This is a genomic window from Moheibacter lacus, assembly GCF_014042165.1.
Lineage (GTDB): Bacteria > Bacteroidota > Bacteroidia > Flavobacteriales > Weeksellaceae > Moheibacter > Moheibacter lacus.
In genome coordinates, this window is sequence record NZ_JACDZE010000001.1 from 672,882 (window position 1) to 698,646 (window position 25,765).

At 38.5% G+C, this 25,765-nt stretch carries 21 protein-coding genes and 1 pseudogene; 10 read left to right on the forward strand and 12 right to left on the reverse strand.

Features of this window, described 5'->3' with window-relative positions:
* From HU137_RS03240 to HU137_RS03275, 8 genes are read left to right on the forward strand one after another with little or no spacing between them, the layout of a single operon-like run.
* On the forward strand, positions 1–1,056 hold the full coding sequence (locus HU137_RS03240; protein ID WP_182042369.1) for a beta-ketoacyl synthase N-terminal-like domain-containing protein: 1,056 nt from the start codon (positions 1–3) through the stop codon (positions 1,054–1,056).
* A 39-nt stretch (positions 1,057–1,095) separates the two neighbouring features.
* Positions 1,096–1,872 carry a polysaccharide deacetylase family protein gene (locus HU137_RS03245; protein WP_182042370.1) on the forward strand — a complete coding sequence of 259 codons (777 nt, stop codon included), beginning with the start codon at positions 1,096–1,098 and terminating at the stop codon, positions 1,870–1,872.
* Positions 1,865–2,485: a LolA family protein gene (locus HU137_RS03250; RefSeq protein ID WP_182042371.1), complete on the forward strand. Its 621-nt coding sequence runs from the start codon at positions 1,865–1,867 to the stop codon at positions 2,483–2,485. Before HU137_RS03245 ends, HU137_RS03250 begins: the two co-directional genes overlap by 8 nt.
* Complete coding sequence (locus HU137_RS03255; protein WP_182042372.1) at positions 2,448–3,071, forward strand: hypothetical protein; 624 nt, start codon at positions 2,448–2,450, stop codon at positions 3,069–3,071. Before HU137_RS03250 ends, HU137_RS03255 begins: the two co-directional genes overlap by 38 nt.
* 9 nt (positions 3,072–3,080) lie before the next feature.
* Positions 3,081–3,692: a porin family protein gene (locus tag HU137_RS03260; protein ID WP_182042373.1), complete on the forward strand. Its 612-nt coding sequence runs from the start codon at positions 3,081–3,083 to the stop codon at positions 3,690–3,692.
* A gap of 4 nt (positions 3,693–3,696) precedes the next feature.
* Entirely contained in the window at positions 3,697–4,068 is a 372-nt protein-coding gene (locus tag HU137_RS03265) for a hotdog family protein (RefSeq protein ID WP_246361469.1), read from the forward strand.
* Position 4,069: 1 nt separating this feature from the next.
* Entirely contained in the window at positions 4,070–4,534 is a 465-nt protein-coding gene (locus HU137_RS03270) for a hypothetical protein (protein ID WP_182042374.1), read from the forward strand.
* 11 nt (positions 4,535–4,545) lie between these two features.
* The gene (locus tag HU137_RS03275) at positions 4,546–5,736 is read left to right on the forward strand and encodes a DUF2062 domain-containing protein (protein ID WP_182042375.1); all 1,191 of its coding nucleotides are present in this window, start codon (positions 4,546–4,548) and stop codon (positions 5,734–5,736) included.
* A 48-nt stretch (positions 5,737–5,784) separates the two neighbouring features.
* Here HU137_RS03275 and HU137_RS03280 read toward each other — a convergent pair whose 3' ends face one another.
* From HU137_RS03280 to HU137_RS03290, 3 genes are all read right to left on the reverse strand, one after another.
* A complete protein-coding gene (locus HU137_RS03280; protein ID WP_182042376.1) occupies positions 5,785–6,645 on the reverse strand; it encodes a DUF6515 family protein in 861 nt (286 codons plus the stop codon).
* A gap of 172 nt (positions 6,646–6,817) precedes the next feature.
* On the reverse strand, positions 6,818–9,082 hold the full coding sequence (locus HU137_RS03285; RefSeq protein ID WP_182042377.1) for an aconitate hydratase: 2,265 nt from the start codon (positions 9,080–9,082) through the stop codon (positions 6,818–6,820).
* Between the two features lie 212 nt (positions 9,083–9,294).
* A complete protein-coding gene (locus tag HU137_RS03290; RefSeq protein WP_182042378.1) occupies positions 9,295–12,057 on the reverse strand; it encodes a bifunctional aconitate hydratase 2/2-methylisocitrate dehydratase in 2,763 nt (920 codons plus the stop codon).
* Positions 12,058–12,306: 249 nt separating this feature from the next.
* Here HU137_RS03290 and HU137_RS03295 point away from each other — a divergent pair, with 249 nt between their 5' ends.
* A complete protein-coding gene (locus HU137_RS03295; protein WP_220457172.1) occupies positions 12,307–12,879 on the forward strand; it encodes an RNA polymerase sigma factor in 573 nt (190 codons plus the stop codon).
* Positions 12,876–13,802 (forward strand): hypothetical protein, encoded by a 927-nt coding sequence (locus tag HU137_RS03300; protein WP_182042379.1) that lies wholly within the window; start codon positions 12,876–12,878, stop codon positions 13,800–13,802. The genes HU137_RS03295 and HU137_RS03300 overlap by 4 nt, the downstream gene beginning before the upstream one ends.
* Positions 13,803–13,873: 71 nt before the next feature.
* On the opposite strand, the gene argH is transcribed toward HU137_RS03300, so the two are convergent.
* The 9 genes and pseudogenes from argH to HU137_RS03340 all read right to left on the reverse strand — a co-directional run bounded on the left by argH (position 13,874) and on the right by HU137_RS03340 (position 25,736).
* A complete protein-coding gene (gene argH / locus HU137_RS03305) occupies positions 13,874–15,157 on the reverse strand; it encodes an argininosuccinate lyase (RefSeq protein WP_182042380.1) in 1,284 nt (427 codons plus the stop codon).
* A 60-nt stretch (positions 15,158–15,217) separates the two neighbouring features.
* A complete protein-coding gene (locus HU137_RS03310; RefSeq protein WP_182042381.1) occupies positions 15,218–15,811 on the reverse strand; it encodes a hypothetical protein in 594 nt (197 codons plus the stop codon).
* Between the two features lie 70 nt (positions 15,812–15,881).
* The gene (locus HU137_RS03315) at positions 15,882–17,825 is read right to left on the reverse strand and encodes a heavy metal translocating P-type ATPase (RefSeq protein ID WP_182042382.1); all 1,944 of its coding nucleotides are present in this window, start codon (positions 17,823–17,825) and stop codon (positions 15,882–15,884) included.
* Positions 17,826–17,919: 94 nt separating this feature from the next.
* Entirely contained in the window at positions 17,920–18,330 is a 411-nt protein-coding gene (locus tag HU137_RS03320) for a Fur family transcriptional regulator (protein ID WP_182042383.1), read from the reverse strand.
* A gap of 47 nt (positions 18,331–18,377) precedes the next feature.
* Complete coding sequence (locus HU137_RS03325) at positions 18,378–19,625, reverse strand: efflux RND transporter periplasmic adaptor subunit (protein ID WP_182042384.1); 1,248 nt, start codon at positions 19,623–19,625, stop codon at positions 18,378–18,380.
* A 5-nt stretch (positions 19,626–19,630) separates the two neighbouring features.
* A pseudogene (locus tag HU137_RS03330) lies at positions 19,631–23,942 on the reverse strand (CusA/CzcA family heavy metal efflux RND transporter).
* Positions 23,943–24,060: 118 nt separating this feature from the next.
* Complete coding sequence (locus HU137_RS13110) at positions 24,061–24,378, reverse strand: DUF6660 family protein (protein ID WP_394367598.1); 318 nt, start codon at positions 24,376–24,378, stop codon at positions 24,061–24,063.
* A gap of 46 nt (positions 24,379–24,424) precedes the next feature.
* Positions 24,425–25,378, reverse strand: a complete 954-nt coding sequence (locus HU137_RS03335; protein WP_182042385.1) for an SPFH domain-containing protein — start codon at positions 25,376–25,378, stop codon at positions 24,425–24,427.
* Positions 25,379–25,409: 31 nt separating this feature from the next.
* On the reverse strand, positions 25,410–25,736 hold the full coding sequence (locus tag HU137_RS03340; protein WP_182042386.1) for a DUF59 domain-containing protein: 327 nt from the start codon (positions 25,734–25,736) through the stop codon (positions 25,410–25,412).
* Positions 25,737–25,765 lie beyond the last annotated feature (29 nt).

Here is a 25,765-nt window from a genome sequence, read left to right on the forward strand (position 1 = left end):
ATGAAACCCATTTATATTTACAGTTCTTGTTCCATCTCCATTCAACCGACATTTCAGGACGATTATTTCTTTGAAGAAATTTCCAACTATTCCGAAAATGGAATCAAAGCCATTGACCCTGATTACAAAGAATTCGTTCCGGCTTTGCAATTGCGGCGAATGGGAAAAAGCATGCGCATGGCGGTTTATTCTGCTCAAAAAGCGATTCAAAATGCCGGAAATCCGAAAATAGAAGCCGTCATAACCGGAACCGGAGAAGGTTGTTTGAAAGATTCAGAAAAGTTTGTGGAAGCGCTTTGGGAAAATGAGGGTGGAATGCTGAATCCGACTCCTTTTATTCAATCTACGCATAATATGGCTGCAGCAACTGTTGCGCTGGCTTTAGGTTGTAAAGGCTATAATATGACCTACACCAACAATTCCAATTCCTTTGAGTCAGCCTTATTGGATGCGCAATTGTATGTAAATGAACATCCGGACGAAATAATTTTAATCGGTGGACTGGACGAAATCAGCGAACAAACAACTGAATTCTGGGCAAGTTTAGGTTGGTTAAATAGTAAAAGTCCTCAAATTCCGATCGATTTAAATCAAAAATCAGATGGTGAAATCGTCAGCGAAGGAGCTGCTTTTTTTGTGGCTTCCGGAGTGAAAAATGAAAATGCTTTGGGGAAAATCCTCGGTCTGAAAACTGTTTTTGAAGTTGAAAATCCAAGTGATTTCATTCTCAATTTTTTGAAAGAAAATGATCTGGAAGTTTCAGATTTGGATGCGGTGATTTTGGGAAGAAATGGAGATGATCAATATGATGGAATCTATGAAGAATTGTCCGATTCTATCTTCAAACACACGCCGGAATTGGTTTATAAGAATATTTATGGCGAATTTGACACAGTCAGTTCTTTGGCTGTTGAAACGGCTTTTAAGCTAATGGAGCAACAAGAAGTTCCAGAAATTCTTCATCAGAATGAATTAAAAAAAGATGCTTACAAAAGAATTTTAATCTACAACCAGCGAAAAGGGAAAAACCATGGTTTGATTTTGGTTGAAGCTTAATTGAAGAATTCAACTTAATTTGAATAAAACTAATTTCGCATGAAAATTCAAAAGGAAATGCAGAAAAAATTGATTTTTTATATGCTGATTTTTGATGCGTTTTTCATCGCCGGGATCTTTCTATTTCTTGATTTTCCATGGTATTTTATTTTGATTGGAATTTTACCGCCCTTGGTTTTTTTAGCCATTGCTTGTTCCAAAATCCAATGGAATTTTTTCATTCAAGCTGTTCACTCAATCAACACAAATGAACTGAAAATAGCCTTGACTTTTGATGATGGGCCTCATCCGATTTATACACCACAAGTTTTAGACTTATTGAAAAATCATAAAGCAAAAGCCAGTTTTTTTCTCATTGGCATAAACGTAAAAGACAATCCTTTTATAGTCGAAAGAATTAAGGATGAAGGACATACAATAGGAAATCATAGTTTTTCCCATTCCAAAACCATCGATTTCAAATCCAAAAAAGGATGGATCAAAGAAATTGAAGCAACAGATTTTGAAATTCAGAAAATTACTGGAGAAAAACCAAAATTTTTCCGTCCGCCTTATGGGGTAACCACGCCACATTTGGCAGCAGCAATTAGAGAAACTGGGCATTTGGTCATCGGCTGGAATGTCCGTTCATTTGACACATCCACAAAAAATCCGCAAAAAGTTGTGCAGAAAATTTTACGAGAAACCAAAGCAGGATCGATCCTATTATTGCATGACCGACATGAAAACATCCTTCCGATTTTGGAGCAATTATTGCCTGAGTTAGAGCGTAAAAACTATACTTTTGTAACGGTAAATGAAAGAAACGATGAATAAACTATTTTTCTTTTTCATGCTAATTGGTGTTTTCGCCCAAGCGCAATTGAGTTCGTCTGAAATCAAAACGCTTAAATCCAATATCAATGCGGCAACTGCTGATTTGAAATCTTTGCAGAGCGATTTCGTCCAAACCAAACATTTGGATTTTATGGAAAACGACGTGAAGTCCAACGGAAAATTGTTTTACAAAGCCAATTCTAAAATCCGCTGGGAATACACCACTCCATTTCATTATTATGTGATTTTCAACAACGAAAAAATGTTTGTCAATGACAACGGCAAGAAAAAAGAAACCGAATTGTCCAAAAGCAAATTGCTCAAAGATTTAAATAAAATCATGCTCGGAACAGTTCAAGGCGCAAATGTTCTAGATGAAACGAAATTTAAAATTTCATACGCAAAGTCAGGCTCCAACTTCTTAGCGAAAATGCTTCCGATCGACAAAACCATCAAAAAATACATCCAACAAATCGATTTGACATTTGACGGAAAAACCTATTTGTTGAAAAAGATCAAAACGATCGAACCGAGTTTGGATTATACTTTAATCGAATTCTCCAATCAAAAGAAAAATGCGACAGTTCCTGAGGATAAATTTGCTTTTAAGTAGTATTCTTTTGTTTTTTTCTTGTGCTTCCTATTCGGATGGATTTGTAGAAAAAGAAAATGCGATTCAAAGTTTCACACCTGGTTATTTAACTGATTTTCAAGAGCATTCCTTTAAAATTTCAATTGAAGCTTATGGAAAGCATTTTGGAGGAATTTTGGTAGCGAAGAAGTTGGATGTGAATCATTTCCGTTTTGCATTTCTGAATGAATTTGGGGGAAAAATGATGGATTTTGAATTGATCAATCGGAAAATGAAATTGAATGATGCGATCGATGAATTGAAACGAAAAATCATTTTGAAGATGCTGGAAACTGATTTTTCTTTGTTGTTTTCAGAAGAAAATGAAATTGAAAAAAGTTTTTCATATTCTGATTGGACGATTCTAAAAGCAAAACAAGAAATCCAGAACAAATCGGTTTATTTTCATTTGAATGCTGATGAGAATTTGGAAAAAATAATACTGGCTTATTCGAAAGAAAAAGCCCAAATCAATTTGAAAGAAACGGAGAATTTAATTCCTGAAATTGAAATTTCTCACGGGAAACTCCCAATAAAAATTTACTTACATTTGCTTTCAAATAATTGAATCCAATTCATGAAAAACCTATTTTTTCTCGGCCTTTTTTTATCGGTCTTTACTTTTTCTCATGCACAAACTGAACTTTGGTTGGGACCAAAAGCAGGAATTAACATGGCCAATGTGAGCAATCTCGATGGTAATTCCTATATGGGTGCTTATGGTGGCGTTGCGTTTGGGATTCATTTTTCGGAGCGGTATGCTTTGCAACCAGAAATGGGATTTTCCATGCAAGGTTCCACAGAAATTTATAATTCAAACGAGGATTTGCAATTGACGTATTTTACGTTGGGCGTCATCAATAAATTGTATTTGGTTGATGGATTACATCTTCTGGCCGGTCCGGAATTTAATTTTAAAGTGAACGATACTTTTTCAGATTGGGCAGACAGCGAAATTTATGATGAAGATGGAAATTACATCGGTGATACAGATGCGCAACCATTTGACATGGCAATAGTCGGCGGTTTGGGGTATGATTTACCTTTTGGGTTGACATTGGAAGCCCGATACAAACAAGGAATTCAAGATGTGATGAATTTCATCAATTGGGATTCTGATCAAGACTCAAGATTGAATCAAGTATTCCAATTTGGGATTGCTTATAAATTTCATATGAACAAAAAATAAAAACATGATGCTTTTAAACGATTTTTATACAATTCAGCATTCAGAAACCCTAGAAAATGGTATTTCAGTCATGGTAAAAATCAACAAAGCGCATGAAATATTCAAAGGGCATTTTCCCAATCATCCGGTTACACCTGGTGTTTGCACTATGCAAATCATCAAAGAACTGAGTGAAAAACATTTGGGTAAAAATTTGATGCTGAAAACGGCACGAAATGTGAAGTTTATGGCCATCATCAATCCCGAAGAAAACGAAGATGTTCGGTTTGATTTGTCTTTTGAAACCAATGAATCGGATGAAATTTCCATAAAAGCGACGGTTTCAATTGAAGGAAATTCGGCACTGAAATTTGGAGGGAATTTTAAAAAAATTTAACATGAAAGCCATTCTATTTATTTTCACAACTTTATTTTTTTCATTCCAAATCTTTGGTCAAACTGCCGAATTACGCAAATCTTACAAAGAAGCCACCAAGTCAGAAGCCTCTGCCAAGGCTTTTTATGAAAAGGTAAAAAATGTTTCTGACTCAGATTCAAACGCAGCTTTGCTCGCCTATAAAGGTGCAGGAAAAACGCTTTTGGCGCGCTATGAGCCTTTGCTGGACAGAAAAGACAAAGTGAAAGCCGGAATCAATTTGGTGGAAAAAGCAATTCAAAATGAACCGGATAACGTGGAAGCCAGATTGGTGCGATTGTCCATTCAGGAAAACTTACCCAAAATGTTCAAATACAACGGAGAAATTGAGTCGGACAAAAAATTTATTCAATCCAAATTAAATTCGATTAAAGATGAAGATTTGGTAAAAATGATCAATGGTTATTTTGCCGAATTCTCGAAATAAGTCCATGACCAATGCAACCAAATACCCTCTCAACTATCCATTATTGTGTCATCATTCCCACTTACAACAATGAAAAAACGCTCAAAAGAGTGTTGGATAAAACCCTTGAATTCACTTCAAAAATTATCGTAGTAAACGATGGTTCAACGGATTCTACAACAGAAATTTTAAGGAATTATCCAAATATTTCGGTAATTCATCAACCCCAAAATCGTGGAAAAGGAATGGCTTTGCGTATCGGATTTAAAGAAGCGCTGAAACAGGGTTTTGATTATGCCATTACCATCGACTCGGACGGACAACATTTTCCGGAAGATATTCCGCTTTTTTTAGACGAAATTGAAAAAAATGGGGAAGCACTGTTAATCGGTGATCGAAATATGAGTCAGGAAGGAATTCCGGAAAAAAGCAGTTTTGGGAATCGTATTTCGACTTTTTGGTATTGGTTTGAAACAGGAATTCGCCTAAAAGATACGCAATCGGGATTTCGATTGTATCCAATCAAACGGATGCAAAACTTCAAATATTTCACCCGAAAATTTGAATTTGAAATCGAAGTCATCGTCAAAGCGGCTTGGGCCGGGATTCCGGTAAAAAATGTACCCATTCAGGTTTTGTACGACGAATCGGAAAGGGTTTCGCATTTCCGTCCATTTAAGGATTTTACGAGAATTAGTTTGTTGAATACCTGGTTGGTTTTTATTGCGCTTCTTTATATCAAACCCCGCGATTATTTCCGAACCTTTAAAGAAAAAGGATTTAAACGATTTTTCCTGGAAGATCTTTTGCATAGTGAAGATTCAAAGGAAAAAAAAGCACTTTCTGTGGCTTTGGGCGTTTTCATCGGATTGTCGCCATTTTGGGGATTTCAAACTTTGATTGTTCTATTTTTAGCTTTTGCATTACGACTCAATAAGTTGATTGCTTTTGCATTTTCAAATGTGAGCATTCCGCCATTGATTCCATTTATCATTTATGCTTCGCTTAAAATCGGGAGTTTTTTATTGGGAAAACCTGCACTTCCACCATTTCAGTGGGATGCGTTTGATTCTTATAAAGAATTCGTCAGCCAACATTTGAGTGAATATGTCGTTGGCAGTTTCTCTTTGGCCATCATTTCTGCTGTTCTTTTTGGGCTAATGAGTTATTTGCTTTTGGGCATCAGAACGAGAAAATCAATGAAGATGAATTCGCAATCATAAAAAACCCGACCATTTGGCCGGGCTCAATTTATGAATGAAAATTATGGTCTAATTGATGTAACCTACGACTTGATAAGCACGTTGTCCATAATAATTGATCTTTTGATAAAGTACTCCGAAATATTCGTAGTAACGATTTCCGTTGATGTAAACTTTCTCATAATCAGCCGGTAAAGCGTAAACAATCGCCCCAACCGGAGGTTCTACCACATAATAGTTGTTGTTGTAATAATTGTAATAGGTACCGTTGTAATAATAATATGGATTTCCGCTCAAATAAATGGTGGTATAACCCATCGGCAAAGTGTTCATATAGTAGCCAATCGGCGCCATCACTCTGAAATAACGGTTGTTGTCGTATTGGTAGAAATAACCGTTATCGATATAATAATTAGAGTGGTTATAGGTCACGTGGTTAAAATTCGAATGGTTGTTATTGTGGTAAATCACGCGACGCGTAGATCCATTTTCATATCGAACATTTCCTCTGTCGAAACGCTGAGTACGCGGTGTATTTTCAACTTTAATAGTGTTGGTCGTATTGCGTACGGATTGACTTCCGTTGTTTCTTGTGTTTCTTACTGATTCAGAGGAAGAATTGTTTCGAACTGAAGTTGAATTCGAAGTACGGACTTTTTCATTTCGGGTAGATATGGAAGAATTGGATCTTACATTTTGATTTTGATCTGAATTGGAACGTATAGATGAATTCGAACTGCTATTTTGACGAACTCCAGTATTTTGACGGACTGTTGCGTCTTCGTTTGAACGAGCAGAAGTTGTGGTTCTGGTTCCATTTTCAGACCCACTTCTCACGGAATTACCGGAGGTTGATCGAACTTGTGCATCTAGGATCACGGAACTTGCCATGATCATTATTGCGCCTAAAAAGAATTTAACTGTGTTCATAATTTAAAGATTTGATTACATATAGTACAAATCCGTGCCAAATTCTCCCGTTTACAAATCATTAACAAAGCCAAATCAATATTTTTTTGCTACAACCCAACATTCAAAAGCTTTTCGCAAAAAAATCCCATCAATAGCTCGATGGGATTTTAAATTCTATAGAATCAGATTTTTAAGCTTGTTGTTTTTTAATCAAATTCAATGCAGAACCCGCTTTGAACCATTCGATCTGAGCTTCGTTGTAGGTATGATTGACTGTAATTTGCTCGGCTGATCCATCTTTGTGCACCAATTCGATAGTCAAAGGTTTGTTTGGAGCAAAATCCACCAAATCGATAAAGTTAAACGTATCGTCTTCCTGGATTTTATCATAATCCGCTTTATTGGTAAAAGTCAAGGCGAGCATACCTTGTTTTTTCAAATTGGTTTCGTGAATTCGTGCAAATGAACGCACCAAAACCGCTACCGCACCCAAATGTCTGGGTTGCATTGCTGCATGTTCACGAGAGGAACCTTCGCCATAATTCTCATCACCCACGACAACTGAAGGAACTCCGGCCGCTTTGTAAGCACGTGCTACGTCCGGCACAGCACCGTATTCGCCGGTCAATTGATTTTTAACTTTATTGGTTTCTTGGTTAAATGCATTTACGGCTCCGGTCAGAGTATTATTAGAAATATTATCCAAATGCCCACGGAAACGCAACCAAGGACCTGCCATCGAAATATGATCGGTCGTACATTTTCCATAAGCTTTGATGAGCAATTTCGCTCCGGCTATGTTTTCTCCGCTCCATGGTTGGAAACCTTCTAACAATTGCAATCGTTCAGAATCGGGTTTTATGATGACTTCTACTTTTGATCCATCTTCAACCGGTTTTTCATAACCTCGGTCTTCCACGTCAAAACCTAAATCAGGCAATTCCTCACCCACCGGCGGTTCCAATTTAAAGGTTTCACCTTTGTCATTTGTGAGATAATCGGTCATCGGATTAAAGTCCAAACGACCTGCAATTGCAATCGCTGCCACCATTTCTGGTGAAGTTACAAATGCATATGTATTTGGATTTCCATCTGCCCGTTTTTTAAAGTTTCGGTTAAACGAATGAACGATTGTATTTTTTTCTTCTTTGTCGGCTCCTTCTCTGTCCCATTGACCGATGCATGGACCGCAAGCATTGGTAAAAATCACGGCATCCAAATCCTGGAAAGGTTTTAAAATTCCATCGCGATCGGCTGTAAACCGAACTTGTTCTGAACCCGGATTGATCCCAAAACTCGCTTTGGTTGTCAATCCTTTGTCTACTGCTTGTTGGGCAATAGAAGCAGCTCGTGACAAATCTTCATAGGAAGAATTGGTACAAGAACCGATTAAGCCCCATTCGACCGTGGTTGGCCATTCGTTTTTCGTTGCGATTTCTTTCATTTTGGAAACCGGCGTCATCAAATCGGGCGTAAAAGGTCCGTTTAATCTCGGTTCTAATTGATCCAAATCGATGGTGATCAATTCGTCATAATATTTTTCCGGATTTTCATAAACTTCGTTATCAGAACGCAAATAATCACGCAACTCATTTGCCATATCTGCAATTTCACTACGATCGGTTGCTCTCAAATAACGCTCCGAAGCATCGTCATAAGCAAAAATGGAAGTTGTGGCACCGATTTCTGCTCCCATATTACAAATCGTTCCTTTTCCGGTTGCAGAAAGGTTTTCCGCTCCTTCACCGAAATATTCGACAATCGCTCCGGTTCCACCTTTCACGGTCAGAATTCCGGCGACTTCAAGAATCACATCTTTTGGAGAAGCCCAACCGCTTAATTTTCCAGTCAATTTGACTCCGATCAATTTTGGCATTTTCAATTCCCAAGGCATTCCCGCCATCACATCTACCGCATCAGCACCACCTACTCCGATAGCGACCATTCCGAGTCCTCCTGCATTTGGTGTATGAGAGTCGGTTCCGATCATCATTCCACCTGGAAATGCATAATTTTCCAAAACCACTTGGTGAATGATTCCGGCTCCCGGTTTCCAGAAACCGATTCCATATTTGTTGGAAACAGATTCGAGAAAATTAAAGACTTCAGAAGATTTATTGATCGCGTCTTGTAAATCGATTTTTGCACCGACTTTGGCTTGAATCAAATGATCACAATGGACGGTTGAAGGAACGGCCGTTTTGGGTTTTCCGGCTTGCATGAATTGTAACAAAGCCATCTGAGCCGTTGCATCTTGCATCGCAACGCGATCCGGTGCAAAATCCACATAAGATTCTCCTCGTTTGTAAGCTTCAGATGCTGTTCCATCAAAAAGGTGAGCATATAAAATCTTTTCCGAATAAGTCAGCGGACGACCTACAACAGATTTTGCTGCATCTACTCTTTCTTTCATTTGGGCGTAAACGCCTTTTATCATTTCTATATCAAAAGCCATAAATTAATTTATTAAAATTTGTGTTTAAAAATTTGCGATCTACAATTTAGCCATTTTTCATGGAAAAAAATGCTTAAGAATTGTTAAGGATTCTTATTTAAAACTGTTCTATTTAATTCGAAATAAAACCTATTCATTTAGGAAAATAAAAAAAGACCTTCCTTTTGGGAAAGCCTTTTTATGATTTATAATTTGAATAAATTATTTCAATTTTAATTCAAAGAAATCGGTTTGAATTTCGTTAATTTAATTCCTTCAACTGCTGTTTTGTATTCTTCAATGTTTGGAATTCTACCTAAAATGGAGGAAAGTACTACCACCGGTGTTGATGCCAATAAAGATTCTCCTTTTTTACCATCACGGTCTTCCACTACTCGTCCTTGGAAAAGTCGGGTAGAAGTCGCCATCACCGTATCTCCTTTTTCAGCTTTTTCTTGATTCCCCATACAAAGGTTACAGCCTGGGCGTTCCAAATACATGATGTTTTCATACTCTGTTCGGGCATTGCTTTTTGGCAATAAATCGCTGAATTCAAATCCGGAATACTTTTGTAACAATTCCCAATCGCCTTCTGCTTTCAATTCTTCAATGATGTTATAAGTAGGAGCAGCAACAACAAGTGGCGCTTTGAATTTCACTTCTCCTTGTTGTTTCTCTAGATTTTTAAGCATTTGTGAAACGATTTTCAAATCGTCTTTGTGCACCATACAAGATCCAACAAATCCCAAATCTACTTTTTTCTCACCTCCATAATAAGTCAAATCTCGGATCGTATCATGGGTATATCTTTTCGAAACATCTTCATTGTTCACATCTGGATCGGCGATCATCGGTTCATCGATGATGTCCAAATCGATGACTACTTCTGCATAATAATTTGCATTGGCATCCGGCATCAGAATTGGTTTCTCTCCTGATTTGATTTCTTCAATTCTTTTATTGGCCTTATCGATCAATCCTTGAAGCACTTGGTTGTGGTTGTCCATGCCTTTTTCAATCATGATTTGAATTCGGCTTTTGGCAATTTCAAGGGATTGAATTAAAGTATCTTCTTGTGAAATACAAATCGATGCTTTTGCTTTCATTTCAGCGGTCCAGTCGGTAAAAGTAAAGGCTTGGTCAGCCAATAAAGTTCCGATGTGCACTTCGATGATTCTTCCTTGGAACACATTTTCTCCACCAAATTGTTTCAACATTTGGGCTTGCGTAGCATGAACGACATCACGGAAATCCATGTGTTCTTTCATTTCGCCTTTAAATGTCACTTTTACAGATTCCGGAATCGGCATGGAAGCCTCTCCTGTAGCCAAAGCCAATGCAACTGTTCCCGAATCCGCACCAAATGCAACTCCTTTTGACATACGTGTATGGGAATCACCACCAATGATGATTGCCCATTCGTCAATGGTAATGTCATTTAGAACTTTATGGATCACGTCGGTCATGGAATGGTATTCGCCTTTCGGATCACGTGCTGTAATCAGCCCGAAATCATTCATGAATTTCATCAATTTCGGGATATTGGCTTGTGCTTTTTTATCCCAAACTGAGGCGGTGTGACAACCCGATTGATAAGCTCCATCTACGATTGGTGAGATAACAGTCGCTGCCATCGCTTCCAATTCCTGTGCAGTCATCAAACCAGTTGTATCTTGAGAACCTACGATATTTACTTCAACGCGAACATCTGAACCAGCATGTAAAACTTTCCCTGGTGTTACACCAACTGCATTTTTATTGAAAATCTTTTCAACTGCGGTTAATCCTTGACCTTCGACTGAAACTTCTTTTGCAGGTGCAAAAACTACCGGTGCTTCAATTCCTAAAGTTTTGGCGGCAAAAGTTTGGATTTTTTTTCCAAAAACGATGGCATAAGAACCTCCAGCTCTGATGAATTCCATTTTCTGTGGTGTCAAAGCTTTGGAAATATCGATCAATTCTTGATCGCCTTTGTATAATTTCTTTTCTTTTGTATTGATCGTCAAAACGGTCCCGGTAGCTACAGAATAAACCTCTTCTAGAACCGGTTCATCTTTTTCATTTCGGACTACATTTCCGTTTTCATCTAATTTTTTTGTCCAGTTTTTCAGGTCAATCCCGATTCCTCCGGTCACGTCAACTGTCGTTAAGAAAATCGGAGAAATCCCATTGGTTCCACCTACAATCGGTGCAATGTTCACAAAAGGCACGTAAGGACTAGCTTGTTTACCGGTCCAAAGCGCGACGTTATTTACACCTGACATACGAGAAGAACCTACTCCCATCGTTCCCTTTTCTGCGATTAGCATCACACTTTTATCGGGATGCTGCGCTTGAAGCGCTCTGATTTCTTCTTGTGCCTCAGGAGTGATCATACATTTACCATGCAATTCGCGGTCTGAACGAGAATGCGCTTGATTTCCCGGGGACAATAAATCCGTGGAAATATCTCCTTCTCCAGCGATATAAGTGACGATTTTGATTTCTTCCGGAACTTCCGGTAATTCAGTGAAAAATTCTGCTTTTGCATAACTTTCCAAAATATCTTTGGCAATTGGGTTTCCATTTTCAAAAGCATCTTTCAATCGCTCTGTATCGGCTTCATAAAGAAAAACTTGGGTTTTCAATACTTCGGCAGCTTTTTTTGCATTTTCTTCATCATCTCCCAAAGCCAAGTCCAATAAGACTTTCATGGAAGGACCTCCCTTCATGTGCGACAACAATTCAAATGCAAAATCTACTGAGATTTCTGCTACTTCTGATTCTCCTGAAATGATTTCTTTTAAGAATTCTGCTTTCACACCAGCCGCAGACGTTGTCCCGGGTAATGTGTTGTAAATAAATAATTTAAGCGAATCTTCTCTATGTTTATGATCTACATCTTTTATTTGTGCTATGATTTCTGTAAGCAATTCTGCTCCATCGATGGGTTTAGGATGAAGACCTTGTTCTTTTCTTTCTTCAATTTCGTTTAGATAATCCGTATAAAGATTCATATTATTTTCTTTTTAAATTCTAAAAAAAGCTAAGCCGTAAACAGCAAAATTACAGAAGTATGACGCTTTTTTTAAGGTGCACAAATTTAATTTTTATATGGAAATTTCTCAGTTTATTAGCGATTCAATTTAATTATTGTTTAATAATTTAGAATGATTATAAAATTTTAATTCAAATATTTAGAATTCCCTAATAAAAATGCGATTCCATTTTTATTTTCGCACTTCACACAACCTTTTTAAAATTATTTGCATCTTTATAAACAGAAGAAAAAAGCCGTGAAAGAAGTGGAATTCATAGAAGGCTGTAAACGCCGTGACCGAAAGGTTCAGAAACTGCTGTACGAAAAGTATAGCGCAGATTTCTTTGGTGTTTGTAAACGGTATTTGAAAAATGTAGAATTGGCGGAAGATGTGTTGGTGAAAGGGTTCTTGAAAGTATTTGAGCATATCGATTCCTTTGAAGGAAAAGGAAATTTTGAAGGTTGGATGCGGCGGATTTTTATCAACGAATGTTTGATGGAGCTCCGTAAAAAACAGGATTTCACGATTTATTTGGAATCGAGTAACATTCAACCCAGTAGAGAAGCTTCGGCGCTCGAAAATTTATACGAACAGGATGTGTTGAAATTATTGGAATTTTTACCCACCGGTTGTCGGACGGTGTTTAACCTTTATGTTATCGAAGGCTTTAAACACAGTGAAATTGCCGAACAATTGAATATTTCGGAAGGAACTTCGAAATCGCAGTTGAATTTGGCAAAGGAAAAATTGAAAGTATTGTTAAACGAATATGGAATCGAAAAATACAAATCATCATGAGTGAGAAAGATCCCATAGAAGAATTGTTTCGGGAAAACCAACATGGGCTGGACGAAAAACCACGCGATTTGATTTGGGATAGAATCGAAGAGCGACTGGATGAAAAATCCGTGGTCAAAAAGAAACCTAATTTTTGGAAATACGGTGCTGCGGCTTCGGTTGTAGTTGGATTGACCATCGGTATTTGGGCGATTTTAAATAATCAAAACCAAGTAAAATCGGAAATGGCTGTTCCCCAAATGGTTTTGGAAGAATCGGTAGAAATCAATGAAGAAAATGCTTCGGAAATCCTCGATAGATTAGAAGAAAACCAAGATGCAATCGTTTTGCACGAGACAAAAGAGGCTTTACCTGAAGCTGAAATGGAAGCGCCAAAAATTCGACAAACCAAGCCAGAACCTACAGTCGAGAAGGAATCAAATTTGGAAGATCGATTGGAAACGTATGCAGAAAAAACTGCGCCGGCAATTGTTTCCGCTGCTCCTGCGATGGAAAGTCCAAAAAAAGCCAAAGAAAGCGAAGCGATTGTTTTTCGTGGAGAAACGCCTGAACAAAAAGAAGGAAATTATGTGTTGCGGAATAAATCAGAAATCTCTGATTATGAGTTAGATGAAAGTAGAAGGCTGGGGAATTCCGCTTTTGGTACTACAGACTCACCTCATCAAATGCTCACACATCAAATTTCTATTCCGGTTAAAAATGTTTGGATTAAGTATGATGTAATTTCCCTAAACGACAGCCTGATTGTATTTGAAAATCAAAATGTTGCGTACCCAACGCAAATTAAGTTTCAATCCAAAAAAGATTCGGTTCAAGTGATTTATTCGGGAAAGAATTCAAAAAAGAATTCAACTGAAAGTAAAATCATTCAAAAATTTGTCAACCAAAATAAACTGAATTTGAGAAGCCAGATTATAGAATAAGAAAAAACCTCCAAAATTATCAACTTATGAAAACTATTTTGGAGGTTGTTAAATTTATAATTTTAATATAATTAGGCTTTGTATCGTTTAATCTTCTCCCGAATTTCTTCCAATCCCAGATTATGAATACTTCCCAAATGCGAAGTTTTGAATTCTTTGTGCGGTACGTAAGTTCCATCATCCACTGAAATCCCAACAATCTTGTATGCATCACGAAAAGAAGTTCCGGTTTGCAACAAATGGTTGATGTTTTCCACCGTATAAATCGAATCGTATTTTTCCTGATCCATAAATCCGGATTTGATTTCCAATTGCGGCAAAGCAAAAATCAGGATGTCCAAAATATCGTTGAATTGAACCATCGGCTCAAATAATATTTCTTTTAAAATCTGAAAATCACGATGGTAACCACTCGGTAAATTATTGATCGTCAAAATAATATCATTTGGTAAACCTTGCAATCGGTTGCAGTGCGCTCTTGTCAATTCAAAAACGTCAGGATTCTTTTTATGCGGCATGATGGATGAACCGGTTGTCATTTCCTTTGGTAATTTTACAAATCCCATATCCTGGCTGTTGTACATCACCAAATCATAAGACAATTTGGACAAAGTTCCGCTCACCATCGAAATCGCGACGGCTGTCGATTTTTCCGATTTCCCACGCAACATTTGCGCACCAACTGAACTCACCGCCATTTCTGAAAATCCTAATTCTTCAGTCGTCATTTTTCGGTCAATTCCGAAACTTGTCCCAAATCCAGCGCCGGAACCCAATGGATTTTGGTCCGCAACTTTAAACGCAGCATCGAAGAAATACAAATCGGACAATAAATTTTCTGCATAAGCCGAAAACCACATCCCGAAACTGTTTGGCATCGCGGCTTGGAAATGCGTATAACCGGGCAACAAATCGTTTTGATGTGTTTCTGCTTTCTCAACTAAAATGTCAATTAAGCTCAAAACTTTGGATTTCGTTTCGGACAAATATTCTTTTAAAAACAATTGGATGGCGACGAGAACTTGATCGTTTCTGGAACGTGCCGTATGGATCATTTTTCCTGCATCGCCTGTTTTGATGATGAGTTCGGCTTCGATTTTTGAGTGGATGTCTTCATAATTCTCATCGATTTCAAATTCTCCTGCTTCGATTTGAACCAAAATTTCATCTAGTGCGGTTTGTAATTTCTGGTTATCGTCAGAAGAAATGATCCCGACTTTGGAGAGCATATTGGCTTGTGCTTTGGATGCAATTGCATCATATTTCGCCAAATAACCATCGAGAATTCGGTCTTTTCCTACGGTAAATTTTTCGATTTTGTCGTTGACAGAGAATCCTTTGTCCCAAATTTTCATCTTGAATTTCGTTTTTAAAGTTGGACAAAAATACAAGAATTAATATGAATTCATCAAAGATCATTCGCCCAATTCCACTCCTTCAATTACCTTAAAATTGATATAAGTTTTCTTTTCAGGATCATAGAGCAATAAGTTGGAATAAAAAATATTGATCCATTTGTTTTTAAATTGTTCTTTCATCAAAATCTCCGAGCCTTCAAAATCCCATAACCACAAAAACTTTAAGATAGATCCATCACCGATCTCGAGATTGACTATGTTGAATTGTTTTTTCTCTATGGTTTTGATTTTTCCTAATTCAACAGCCAATGAAGGTGTTTCCGTCTGATACTCACTCAAATCTGCAACACCCAAAAGAACCATTGGGCATAAAGATGCCATCTTTATCCCTATGTCTTCCCCAAATTTCAACTGGTCTATTTCCGTAATGCTTTTCCCATTGAAATGAACATCAAAATCTTCACGGTTTTTGTCCACTCCCTCAAGAATACAAAGTCCCATCTGCATTTCTATTTCTTGTTGGCTAAGACCTTCAGTATTCTTTTTACCCATACAGTCACAAGTGAAATTTGCCACCTTTTCCATAAAATCCTGTGCGCCGACTAATCCGGTGAATAAAAACACACAAAAGATAAAACCCTTAATTTTCATCTGATGATTTTAAAATTTTTCTAAAAATAGAAATTCTGAACTAAAAAACTTTGAAAATTTTTGCTTCCGGCTAAAACTTCATTTTTTGAATGCGAATTGCGTTTAATATCGCAAGAAAAGCAACGCCTACATCTGCAAAAACCGCTTCCCACATCGTCGCCAATCCACCGGCTCCTAAAATCAAAACGATCAACTTCACACCAAAAGCCAATGCAATGTTCTGGATCACAATCTGTTTGGTTTTTCGTCCGATTTTGATGGCAGTAGAAATTTTGGAGGGTTGGTCGGTTTGGATAACGACATCGGCCGTTTCGATGGCTACGTCGCTTCCCATTCCGCCCATCGCGATTCCGATATCTGCCAATGCCAATACGGGTGCATCATTGATTCCGTCGCCTACAAATGCGATGGTATTTTCAGGATTATTTTTTAATTCTTTTAATTTATCCAATTTTCCTTCCGGTAACAATCCGCCAAATGCCGTCGAAATCCCGATTTCTTTTGCCACTTTTTGCACGATGCTGTCTTTGTCTCCACTCAACATCAAGGTTTTGGTCACGCCATGTTTCTTCATTTCAGAAATAGCGCGCAGAGAATCTTCTTTGATTTCATCGGCTATGATGATGTGTCCGGCATAATTGTTTTCGATGGCGACGATGACGATACTCTCTACGATTGAATCAATTTCAGGCGGATATTCAATCCCAAATTTCTTTAATAATTTACCGTTACCAACCCAAATCGTTTTTCCGTTGATTTCACCTTTCAATCCATGACCGGAAATTTCTTCTATATTTTCCGCTTTTAAATTCGAAGCATGATGTGCAACAATAGCTTGAGCTATGGGATGCGTGGAATTGGCTTCCAGAGCCGAAACATAATTGAGAAATTCTAATTTGTCTAAATTATTGATTTCAATTTTTTGAACTTTAAACACACCTTCGGTCAGCGTTCCGGTTTTGTCCATCACTACCGTATTGACCTTTGCCATCAAATCGAGAAAATTGGAACCTTTGAACAAAATTCCGTTTCGAGAAGCCGCTCCGATGCCACCGAAATAGCCCAATGGAATCGAAATCACCAAAGCACAAGGGCAGGAAATCACCAAAAAGATTAAGGCTCGATAAATCCATTCTTTTAAATCATAATTTTCTACAAAGAAATAAGGAAGAAAGGCGACAGCAACAGCTAGAAAAAATACAATCGGCGTATAGACTTTAGCAAATTTTCGGATAAACAACTCAGTTTTGGCTTTTCGGGAACTTGCTTCTTGCACCATTTGTAGAATTTTCGCCAACGAACTGTCCTCAAACTTTTTTGTGGTTTGAAGTTCGATTACTTTTTCCAAATTGAGCATTCCCGCCAAAACGGTTTCTCCTTTGCGGATCGTATCTGGTTTGCTTTCTCCGGTCAGTGCGGCGGTGTTGAAACTAGAAGATTCGGACAACATGATTCCGTCCAACGGTACTTTTTCTCCGACTTTGATTTGGATGGTTTCGCCGATTTCAACGGTTTCAGGTTTTACAGTTTGAAATTGGTTGTTCCGAAAAACATTGGCTTCTTCAGGTCGAACGTCCAGCAAGGCTTTGATATTATTTTTGGCGCGGTTTACGGCTGCGTTTTGGAACAATTCGCCAACGGCATAAAAGAGCATTACGGCAACACCTTCGGGATATTCTCCCAAAATGAACGCACCGATTGTTGCAACTGTCATCAGCGTAAATTCGGTAAAGAATTCTCCCTTTAAAATTGTAGTAAATGCTTCTTTAAAAACCGGAAAGCCTACGGGAATATAGGCTACTAAATACCAAATGATCCGAACGATTTCGTTTTGGAAAAAAGCCGGACGGTCAAAATAATCCATCGCAATTCCCGCCAGTAACATCACCAAACTGAAAATCGCCGGAACATAGGTTTTAAAAGACGAAGCATCTCCGTGATCGTGGTCGTGATCGTGACCATCAGAATGTTTATGTTGTATATTCACTTCTGTTGAACAACAAACTTGTGACATAGTCTAAATGATTTGATACAAATCTACCATACATTCGCTGCAACCAGATTGCAAAATAAAATCTTCTTTCTTTTTTCAAAAAGAAATCTTCTTCTTATGCATTACATTTATCACATAAGCCTTTTACAACCAAACTGCTTTCTTCGGCTTTGAATTTTTTAGGAAGTTGAATTTTGGGTAGACTGACTTCTTTCATGCAAAATGTATGACCGCAATTTGTACAATGAAAATGAATATGGGTTTCCTCTGGCAAACATTCACAGGTTTCATCACACAATGCGTATTTCACTGAACCCGTTCCGTCTTCTATGCTGTGCACCAATTTATTTTTCTCAAATGTTTTCAGGGTTCGATACAAAGTCGTTTTATCGGCTTGTTCAAATAAATTTTCCAACTCATTTAAACTAACGGCGTGTTCAGAATTTTGCAATTCTTTCAAAACCAAAAGACGCATGGCGGTCGGATGTATTTTTCTGGCTTTTAATTTTTTTTCTAAATCTTGCATGACGTACCAAATTTAAAGATTATCTCGTTTGAATCCATTGATTTAGATCAATGCGAATGACTGTGTTCTCCCGAATTGTTCATTTTTGCCAAAATGAAAAATGCGCCTTTGCTCACAATTTTTGCATTATCCTCAATCTTCACTAAGGGTGTGATCTGCGTAAAGCCAACATCAGTAGTTCCTTTTACCACCGGAATTCGTTCAAACGTAAATTCGTGTTCGTGTTCCTCTTCTGTATGCACATGCGGAGTTGGTTTTTGGATAAAAATAAAATCCTCTGCCCCTACATTTACAATGGCTTCGGTTGGAACGGCCGGAACCAAATTTTTCCCAACACTTATTACCGCTACCACGTTCATTCCGTCTATCAATCCTGATTTTTCTCCTTTCACTCGTGCATGAACCGGAACGGCTTTGCTTTGGTCTTCAAAAGTGGAACCGATGGAAAAAATTTCGGCATCGTATTCCTTTTCAGGATTATTGGTCATGGTAAAATGAATCAATTGTCTTTTTTTGATTTTTGGCAAATCTTTCTCAAAAACACCCAAATCCAAATGAAGATTGGAATTGTCCACGATTTCCGCAATCGGAAACGAAACATCTACATAAGCTCCTATGTCCACCAAAACCGCTCCAATTACGCCTGAAATGGGCGCTTTTACCGCCATGGACGAATTTAGATTTTTGGCGGAAACCGAACCCGGTTTTATACCCATCATCTGCAATTGTTTGGCCAGCGATGCCCGTTGGGTTTGCAATGTTTTCAATTGGCTTTCCGCATATTGCAAATTCTTCAAAGCACCGGCATTTCCTTCGTACAATTCTTTTTGGCGTTTAACCTCCGTTTGGGTCATTTGGATTTGTCCGACTACCGTTAAATAGTTTTCCTGAACCAAAACTTGACCCGGATTTTCGATAACGGCAATCGTTTGTCCTTTTCCGATATAGTCGCCCGGTTGGACGCGAATTGATTTGATTTGCCCCGAATACAAAGATGTCACTTGGGCTTTGTTTTGATTGGGAACCTTTAGAAAACCATTGGCTTTTATGGCATCATTTAATTCTTTCATTTCGATATTCCCAAATTCGATTTTTATGGCTTTTACTTGAGCTTCGGTCAATGTAACTTCCGTCTCGCTTTCCTCCTCTCCATGCTCGTGACCTTCTTCCGATCCATGATCGTGGCCATCACCTTCGGCGTGTTCTTCAGTTTCTGAAACCTTTTTATCATCCTTGCATGAAATGGACGTTGAGACAAAAAGGATGGGCAGTAGTATATAAACTAATTTTTTCATGTATTTTAATTTTGATTGGCTAAATATTGATAGTCGATCATCGACTGATTGTATAAATTCAAAGCATCTAAATAATTTTCTTTAATCGAAATGGCCTGCGCGATGAATTGACTCAATTCTGCAAAACTGATTTCTCCACTTCGGTAACTCAACGTCGAAGCCGAAATGATGAATTCCGCTTGTTTCAAACCGGATTCTTCATAAAAGTCCAACATCAATTGTTCTTTTTCAACTTGTGTCAAAGTTTGTTCTTTGCGGTTATCCAACTTCAGTTCTTGCCATTTGAGTTCTGTTTGTTGCAGTTCTACATCGGCTTCCAACGCTTTGACTTTCGTTTTCATCGAGCGCAAACCAAACAAAGGAAATGCAACCGTAAACGAAAAACCGGTAAACGGATCTTCCATCCCCAAATAAGTTTGGGAAAAAACTCTTGCAGAAAAATCAGGTCGATTTGTGTTTTTTTGGACATCAATCATCGATTGGGAAACTTCTATATTTTGTTGCTGTACCAACAAAGAAGGATGGATATTTTCAGATAGAGTTTCCGTTTCTTCCAATTTTGACAACGGAATATCCTCCGGCAAATAAGACAATTGAGAGTTGGTCAATAACATCAATTGTTGTTGCTGAGTTTGAATATCTTTTTCCGTTTGTTTCAGAAAAGCTTGAATTTCTCGGTATTTTACATCAGCCGAAATTTTATCCAACCCGGCGACATCACCTACATTATACCGAATCGTAGCCGCATCAAACATCGTTTTGTAAATACTATCCAACTGTTCGTACAACTCTTTTTTGTCCTGTAAATACCAAAGTTCGTAATAGGCTTTTTTCACATCGCGTTTTATGGAAAATTGGATGGCTTCACGATTCAGTTTATGCGTTACAAGCAATTGTTCCATATAATTCTTTCGGGCTTTGTTGAGTCCCGGCCATGGAATTTCTTGCGACAAACCTACTTTCCAAATTCCTTCCGGATTACTCGGTTGAAAATCTTCATTTTCTATAAAAACGCCTGTTTTCGGAATCTCCATCGCTCCATCACGTTCCAGTTCTGCTTTTCTGATTTGTACATCGTTCAACGAATTCTGAAAATTACTTTCAGTCGCTATTTGAATGATTTCGTCTAAGGAAACCCTTTGCTGAGCTTGCGTAAGACCGAAAATTAGTATAATTAGTATCGAATTAATTTTTTTCATCTTTTGTCGAATTTTTTGAAGAATACATCCACTCATACAAAGACGGAATGACAAACAGCGTAAGAAAAGTTGCCGTAATCAAACCCCCAATCACTACCGTTGCCAAAGGTTTTTGGACTTCTGCTCCCGCTCCAGTACTGATCGCCATCGGTAAAAACCCAAGTGAAGCTACCGAAGCGGTCATCAAAACCGGACGTAAACGCACATAAGTCGCTTCCAACACACGTTTGCGCACATCTTTCATCCCTTCTTTTTCCAATTGGTTGAATGTTCCCATCAACACAATTCCATTTAAAACTGCCACACCAAACAAGGCGATGAACCCCACTCCGGCCGAAATACTAAAAGGCATATCGCGCAGATACAGTGAAAACACCCCACCGATCGCCGCCATCGGAATAGCGGTAAAAATCAAAAGTGCTTGTTTTACCGAACGAAATGTAAAAAATAACAACACAAAAATGATAGCCAACGACAAAGGAACTACGATCATCAAACGGTTTGTAGCTTTTTCTAAATTTTCAAATTGGCCGCCGTAGGTAACATAATAACCGGTCGGTAGCAAGTTAGGAGATGCGTCAATTTTTTGTTGCACTTCTTCCACCACCGATTTTACATCGCGATCCGTAACGTTGAAACCGATGACTACTTTTCGCTTTCCATCCTCACGACTGATTTGAGCCGGTCCCTCTTTGAATTGAACATTGGCCAATTGCGAAAGAGGAACTTGAATACCGGATTGAGTGGGTACAAATAGATTTCGTACGTCATCGATAGAGGTTCTGTAAGCGGAATCCAAACGCACCACCATGTCAAACCGCCGTTCGTCTTCGTAAACTTGTGAGGTCACTTTTCCGGCAAATGCCGTGTTTACTACATCGTTTATTTGACCGGCAGAAACATTATAATTTGCCATTCGGTCACGGTCGTAATCGATGACGATTTGCGGAAGTCCTGTGGTTCGTTCCACTTGCGGTTCCGAAATTCCATCTACCGTTTTTAAAATCGCATCCAATTTCGGAGCGATTAAACTAAGCGAATCCAAATTTTCACCATAAATCTTTACGGCTACATCTTGCCTGACTCCCGTCATCAATTCGTTAAAACGCATCTGAATAGGTTGGGAAGCTTCAAAGAAAACGCCGGGAATTATTTCCAATTCTTCCATCATTTTATCGGCCAATTCATCATAGGACAAACCGGATTCCCATTCTTTAATTGGTTTTAATTTTATAATCAAATCCGTTACTTCAACCGGCATGGGGTCGGTTGGAATTTCGGCAGAACCGGTTTTTCCGACGACGGATTCTACTTCAGGAAAAGATTTGATAATGCGCGAAGCCAACATGGAAGTTTCAATGCTTTGGGACAAAGACGAACCTTGTGGCAAAATACAATGAAAAGCAAAATCGCCTTCTTTCAATTGTGGGATGAATTCGCCACCCATGCGTGAGAACATAAAAATGGACAATGCAAAAATGGCTACAGTTGCCCCAATTACGGCTTTTTTGAATTTTAATGCGAATTTTAATGCGGGCTCATAAAGTGCATGAAGTTTCTCGATCATTCTTTCGGAGAAATTCCTTTTGTGGGAATATTTCTTCGAGAGAAATAACGCACTCATCATCGGAATATAGGTCATGGAAAGTATCAATGCGCCCAAAATCGCAAAAGAAACCGTTTGCGCCATCGGCCGAAACATTTTTCCTTCTATTCCGGTCAGGGTTAAAATGGGAAGATAGACGATGAGAATGATGATTTCTCCAAATGCGGCACTGTTTCGGATTTTGGAAGATGCAATGAAAACCTCTTCGTCCATTTGGGATTGAGTGAGCGTTTTGCCTTTGTTGACCATAGCCAGTCGGAAAAGGGTCGCTTCCACTATGATAACCGAACCGTCTACAATTAAGCCAAAATCAATGGCTCCGAGACTCATTAAATTGGCACTTACTCCAAATAAATCCATCATCCCAAGGGCAAAAAGCAAGGACAAAGGAATGGCGGAGGCGACAATTAAGCCCGCTCGGAAATTTCCCAAAAACAACACCAATACCAAAACCACAATTAAAGCACCTTCTGCCAGGTTTTTTTCTACCGTAGAAATCGCTCTTCCTACTAAATCGGTTCGATCAGCATAGGCTTCAATTGTAATATCTTCCGGTAAGGATTTTTGGATGATTTTCATCCTTTCTTTGATGTTTTTCACCACTTCTGCGCTGTTTTCTCCTTTGAGCATCATCACGATTCCGCCCACAACTTCACCTTCGCCATTATAGGTAAGGGCTCCGTAACGCACTGCATTTCCGATTTTTACGTTGGCAACGTCTCGCACGAGAATTGGAATTCCGTTGGGATTATTTTTGACCGGAATCTTTCCGATTTCTTCTATCGAATTCACCATTCCTACACCCCGAATGAAATAGGAATTGGAATTGTTTTCGATATAGGCACCTCCTGTATTTTCATTGTTGTTTTGGAGTGCGACAAATAGTTCAGGCAAGGTTATGTCCATCGCTCTCAAACGGTTTGGGTCGACGGCAACTTCATATTGTTTCAGATTTCCTCCGAAATTATTTACCTCTGCAACTCCTTTTGTTCCATAGAGTTGCCTTGCGACAATCCAGTCTTGGATGGTTCTTAGTTCCGTAACCGAATATTTGTTTTCGGCTCCTTTTTTCGGACGTAAAACGTATTGGTAGACTTCTCCCAATCCGGTGCTTACAGGTGCCAATTCCGGTTCTCCTTTTCCTTCGGGGATGATTTCTTCCGCTTCTTTTAGTCGTTCCAAAACCAATTGGCGTGCAAAATAGATATCTATATCTTCCTCAAAAACTACGGTAACGACCGAAAGCCCAAACCGGGAAATGGAACGCATTTCTTCTACACCCGGAATGTTTGCAAGGGATTGCTCGATAGGCATCGTGATAAATTGTTCTACTTCCTGCGTGGCGAAGGAAGGAGAGTTCGTGATGACCTGAACTTGATTGTTGGTAATATCGGGAACGGCATCTATGGGAAGCCGCATCGCACTCCAGATTCCCCAAATTATCAGGGCGATGGTGAATATTCCTATGATAAACTTATTCTTAATACTGAATAAGATGATTTTATTTAGCATTGAAAATTAATTTGATGAATAATTATTGAATACAAATTGCAGAAATTGAAAAGCTGTAATTGCTCTTTTTCAACAACTTGAAATTTCATTCAGAAAAAAATCTGAATTGATTACTTCATCAAACCAACTGAGGGGGTTGCCAAATAGGAAAATAAATAGGTGTTAGGATAGGAAGTTTAAACTCCGGTTCTTTTATAGTCAGAAACTCCAACCAAACCGAATCTTCGATATGCAAAGGTTCATATTGCACTGTAACCGTATTGCAGCAACAACAAACACACAAAGGAGAACAATGATTTGATTCTTGATTTTGTTCCTCGTGGTCGTGGTTTTCAACATGAGCCAAATTTACGGTCGCACAATCGCCTTTGTCCGCACAGGGAACAAAGTTTAGTCCTAAAAGGAGAATTGCAAATATGAACGACCAGTATTTCACGAGGGCAAATATAATTGGTTATTTCTTGCAATTGACTTGCAAAAGATTAAGATTTGTTTCCAGCATTATTGTTTTTCTTCATTTCGTCGCCTATCTGACTTGCTGCAGCAAAGGACGCAATCATATTGTTCAACATATCACCTGCGGCATGTGGAGAGTTAGGCAATAAAATCAAATTGGAATTGTTCATCGTTCCAACTGCTTGTAACGTATCATAATGCTGGGTCACCACAATCAGCGCAGAGGCTTCTTGAGAATTGATCCCGACTTTATTCAAAACATTGACAGATTCCTCCAATCCTCTAGCGATTTCGCGGCGCTGGTCGGCGATACCTTGACCTTGAAGTCGTTTGCTTTCTGCTTCGGCTTTTGCTTTTTCTACAATTAGAATGCGTTGCGCATCACCTTCGTACTGAGCCGCTACTTTTTCACGTTCAGAAGCATTGATGCGGTTCATCGCATGTTTCACTTGTTCATCCGGATCAATGTCCGTTACCAAAGTTTTGATGATATCATATCCATAATCGTTCATCGCTTCCTGCAGTTCACCTTTTACAGCAATTGCGATATCATCTTTCTTTTCAAAAACATCATCCAAACGGAGTTTTGGAACTTCTGCTCGAACGACATCAAATACATAAGAAGTGATTTGGGTATAAGGGTTGTCCAATTTATAAAATGCGTCATAGACCTTGTTTGCAATTACGACATATTGAACGGAGACTTTAATTTTCACAAAAACGTCGTCTTTGGTTTTGGTTTCTACGACGACATCCAATTGTTGAACTTTTAATGAAAGTCGTCCTGCAACTCTATCTACAATTGGAATTTTCAATTGGAATCCGGCGCCACGGACGCTTTGGAATTTACCAAATCGCTCAATTACGACTGAGGTTTGTTGTTTCACAATGAAAAATAAGCCCAATGCACTTAATAGAAAAAGCCCGACTACGATATAAATTAAAGTCGAGAAAGTATTGAATAAATCTGCGGGATCCATAGTTTAAATTTTTTAGAAAAATAAGGAATTTTTACAACATCCCCAATTCGAATTTCGCTTCTTCGCTCATCATCTCTCGGTCCCAAGGCGGATCAAAAGTGATTTCGACCTCTGCTTCTGTTACGCCTTCTATTTCTTCCACTTTATTTTTCACTTCGTTAGGCAAACTCTCCGCTACCGGACAATTGGGAGAAGTCAAAGTCATCAAAACTTTTACGTTTCCGCTTTCATTTGCAAATGCATCATAAATCAATCCCAATTCGTAAATGTCCACCGGAATTTCAGGGTCGTAAATGGATTTGAATTTCTCGACCAATCGCTCGCCGATTTCATTCAATTGTTGTTCTGTAAGTGCCATTTTTTTGATTTTATGCAAAGTTACAAGAA

What these genes read in the sequence shown, in the direction of transcription:
- HU137_RS03290 (WP_182042378.1), bottom strand. Translation starts at nt 12,057, where the DNA reads ATGAATCTTTATACGGATTATCTAAACGAAATTGAAGAAAGAAAAGAA.
- HU137_RS03240 (WP_182042369.1), top strand. Translation starts at nt 1, where the DNA reads ATGAAACCCATTTATATTTACAGTTCTTGTTCCATCTCCATTCAACCG.
- HU137_RS03315 (WP_182042382.1), bottom strand. Translation starts at nt 17,825, where the DNA reads ATGTCACAAGTTTGTTGTTCAACAGAAGTGAATATACAACATAAACAT.
- HU137_RS03275 (WP_182042375.1), top strand. Translation starts at nt 4,546, where the DNA reads ATGCAACCAAATACCCTCTCAACTATCCATTATTGTGTCATCATTCCC.
- HU137_RS03260 (WP_182042373.1), top strand. Translation starts at nt 3,081, where the DNA reads ATGAAAAACCTATTTTTTCTCGGCCTTTTTTTATCGGTCTTTACTTTT.
- HU137_RS03325 (WP_182042384.1), bottom strand. Translation starts at nt 19,625, where the DNA reads ATGAAAAAATTAGTTTATATACTACTGCCCATCCTTTTTGTCTCAACG.
- HU137_RS03245 (WP_182042370.1), top strand. Translation starts at nt 1,096, where the DNA reads ATGAAAATTCAAAAGGAAATGCAGAAAAAATTGATTTTTTATATGCTG.
- HU137_RS03340 (WP_182042386.1), bottom strand. Translation starts at nt 25,736, where the DNA reads ATGGCACTTACAGAACAACAATTGAATGAAATCGGCGAGCGATTGGTC.
- HU137_RS03265 (WP_246361469.1), top strand. Translation starts at nt 3,697, where the DNA reads ATGATGCTTTTAAACGATTTTTATACAATTCAGCATTCAGAAACCCTA.
- HU137_RS03335 (WP_182042385.1), bottom strand. Translation starts at nt 25,378, where the DNA reads ATGGATCCCGCAGATTTATTCAATACTTTCTCGACTTTAATTTATATC.
- HU137_RS03270 (WP_182042374.1), top strand. Translation starts at nt 4,070, where the DNA reads ATGAAAGCCATTCTATTTATTTTCACAACTTTATTTTTTTCATTCCAA.
- HU137_RS03310 (WP_182042381.1), bottom strand. Translation starts at nt 15,811, where the DNA reads ATGAAAATTAAGGGTTTTATCTTTTGTGTGTTTTTATTCACCGGATTA.
- HU137_RS03255 (WP_182042372.1), top strand. Translation starts at nt 2,448, where the DNA reads ATGCGACAGTTCCTGAGGATAAATTTGCTTTTAAGTAGTATTCTTTTG.
- argH (WP_182042380.1), bottom strand. Translation starts at nt 15,157, where the DNA reads ATGAAAATTTGGGACAAAGGATTCTCTGTCAACGACAAAATCGAAAAA.
- HU137_RS03300 (WP_182042379.1), top strand. Translation starts at nt 12,876, where the DNA reads ATGAGTGAGAAAGATCCCATAGAAGAATTGTTTCGGGAAAACCAACAT.
- HU137_RS03250 (WP_182042371.1), top strand. Translation starts at nt 1,865, where the DNA reads ATGAATAAACTATTTTTCTTTTTCATGCTAATTGGTGTTTTCGCCCAA.
- HU137_RS03280 (WP_182042376.1), bottom strand. Translation starts at nt 6,645, where the DNA reads ATGAACACAGTTAAATTCTTTTTAGGCGCAATAATGATCATGGCAAGT.
- HU137_RS03320 (WP_182042383.1), bottom strand. Translation starts at nt 18,330, where the DNA reads ATGCAAGATTTAGAAAAAAAATTAAAAGCCAGAAAAATACATCCGACC.
- HU137_RS03285 (WP_182042377.1), bottom strand. Translation starts at nt 9,082, where the DNA reads ATGGCTTTTGATATAGAAATGATAAAAGGCGTTTACGCCCAAATGAAA.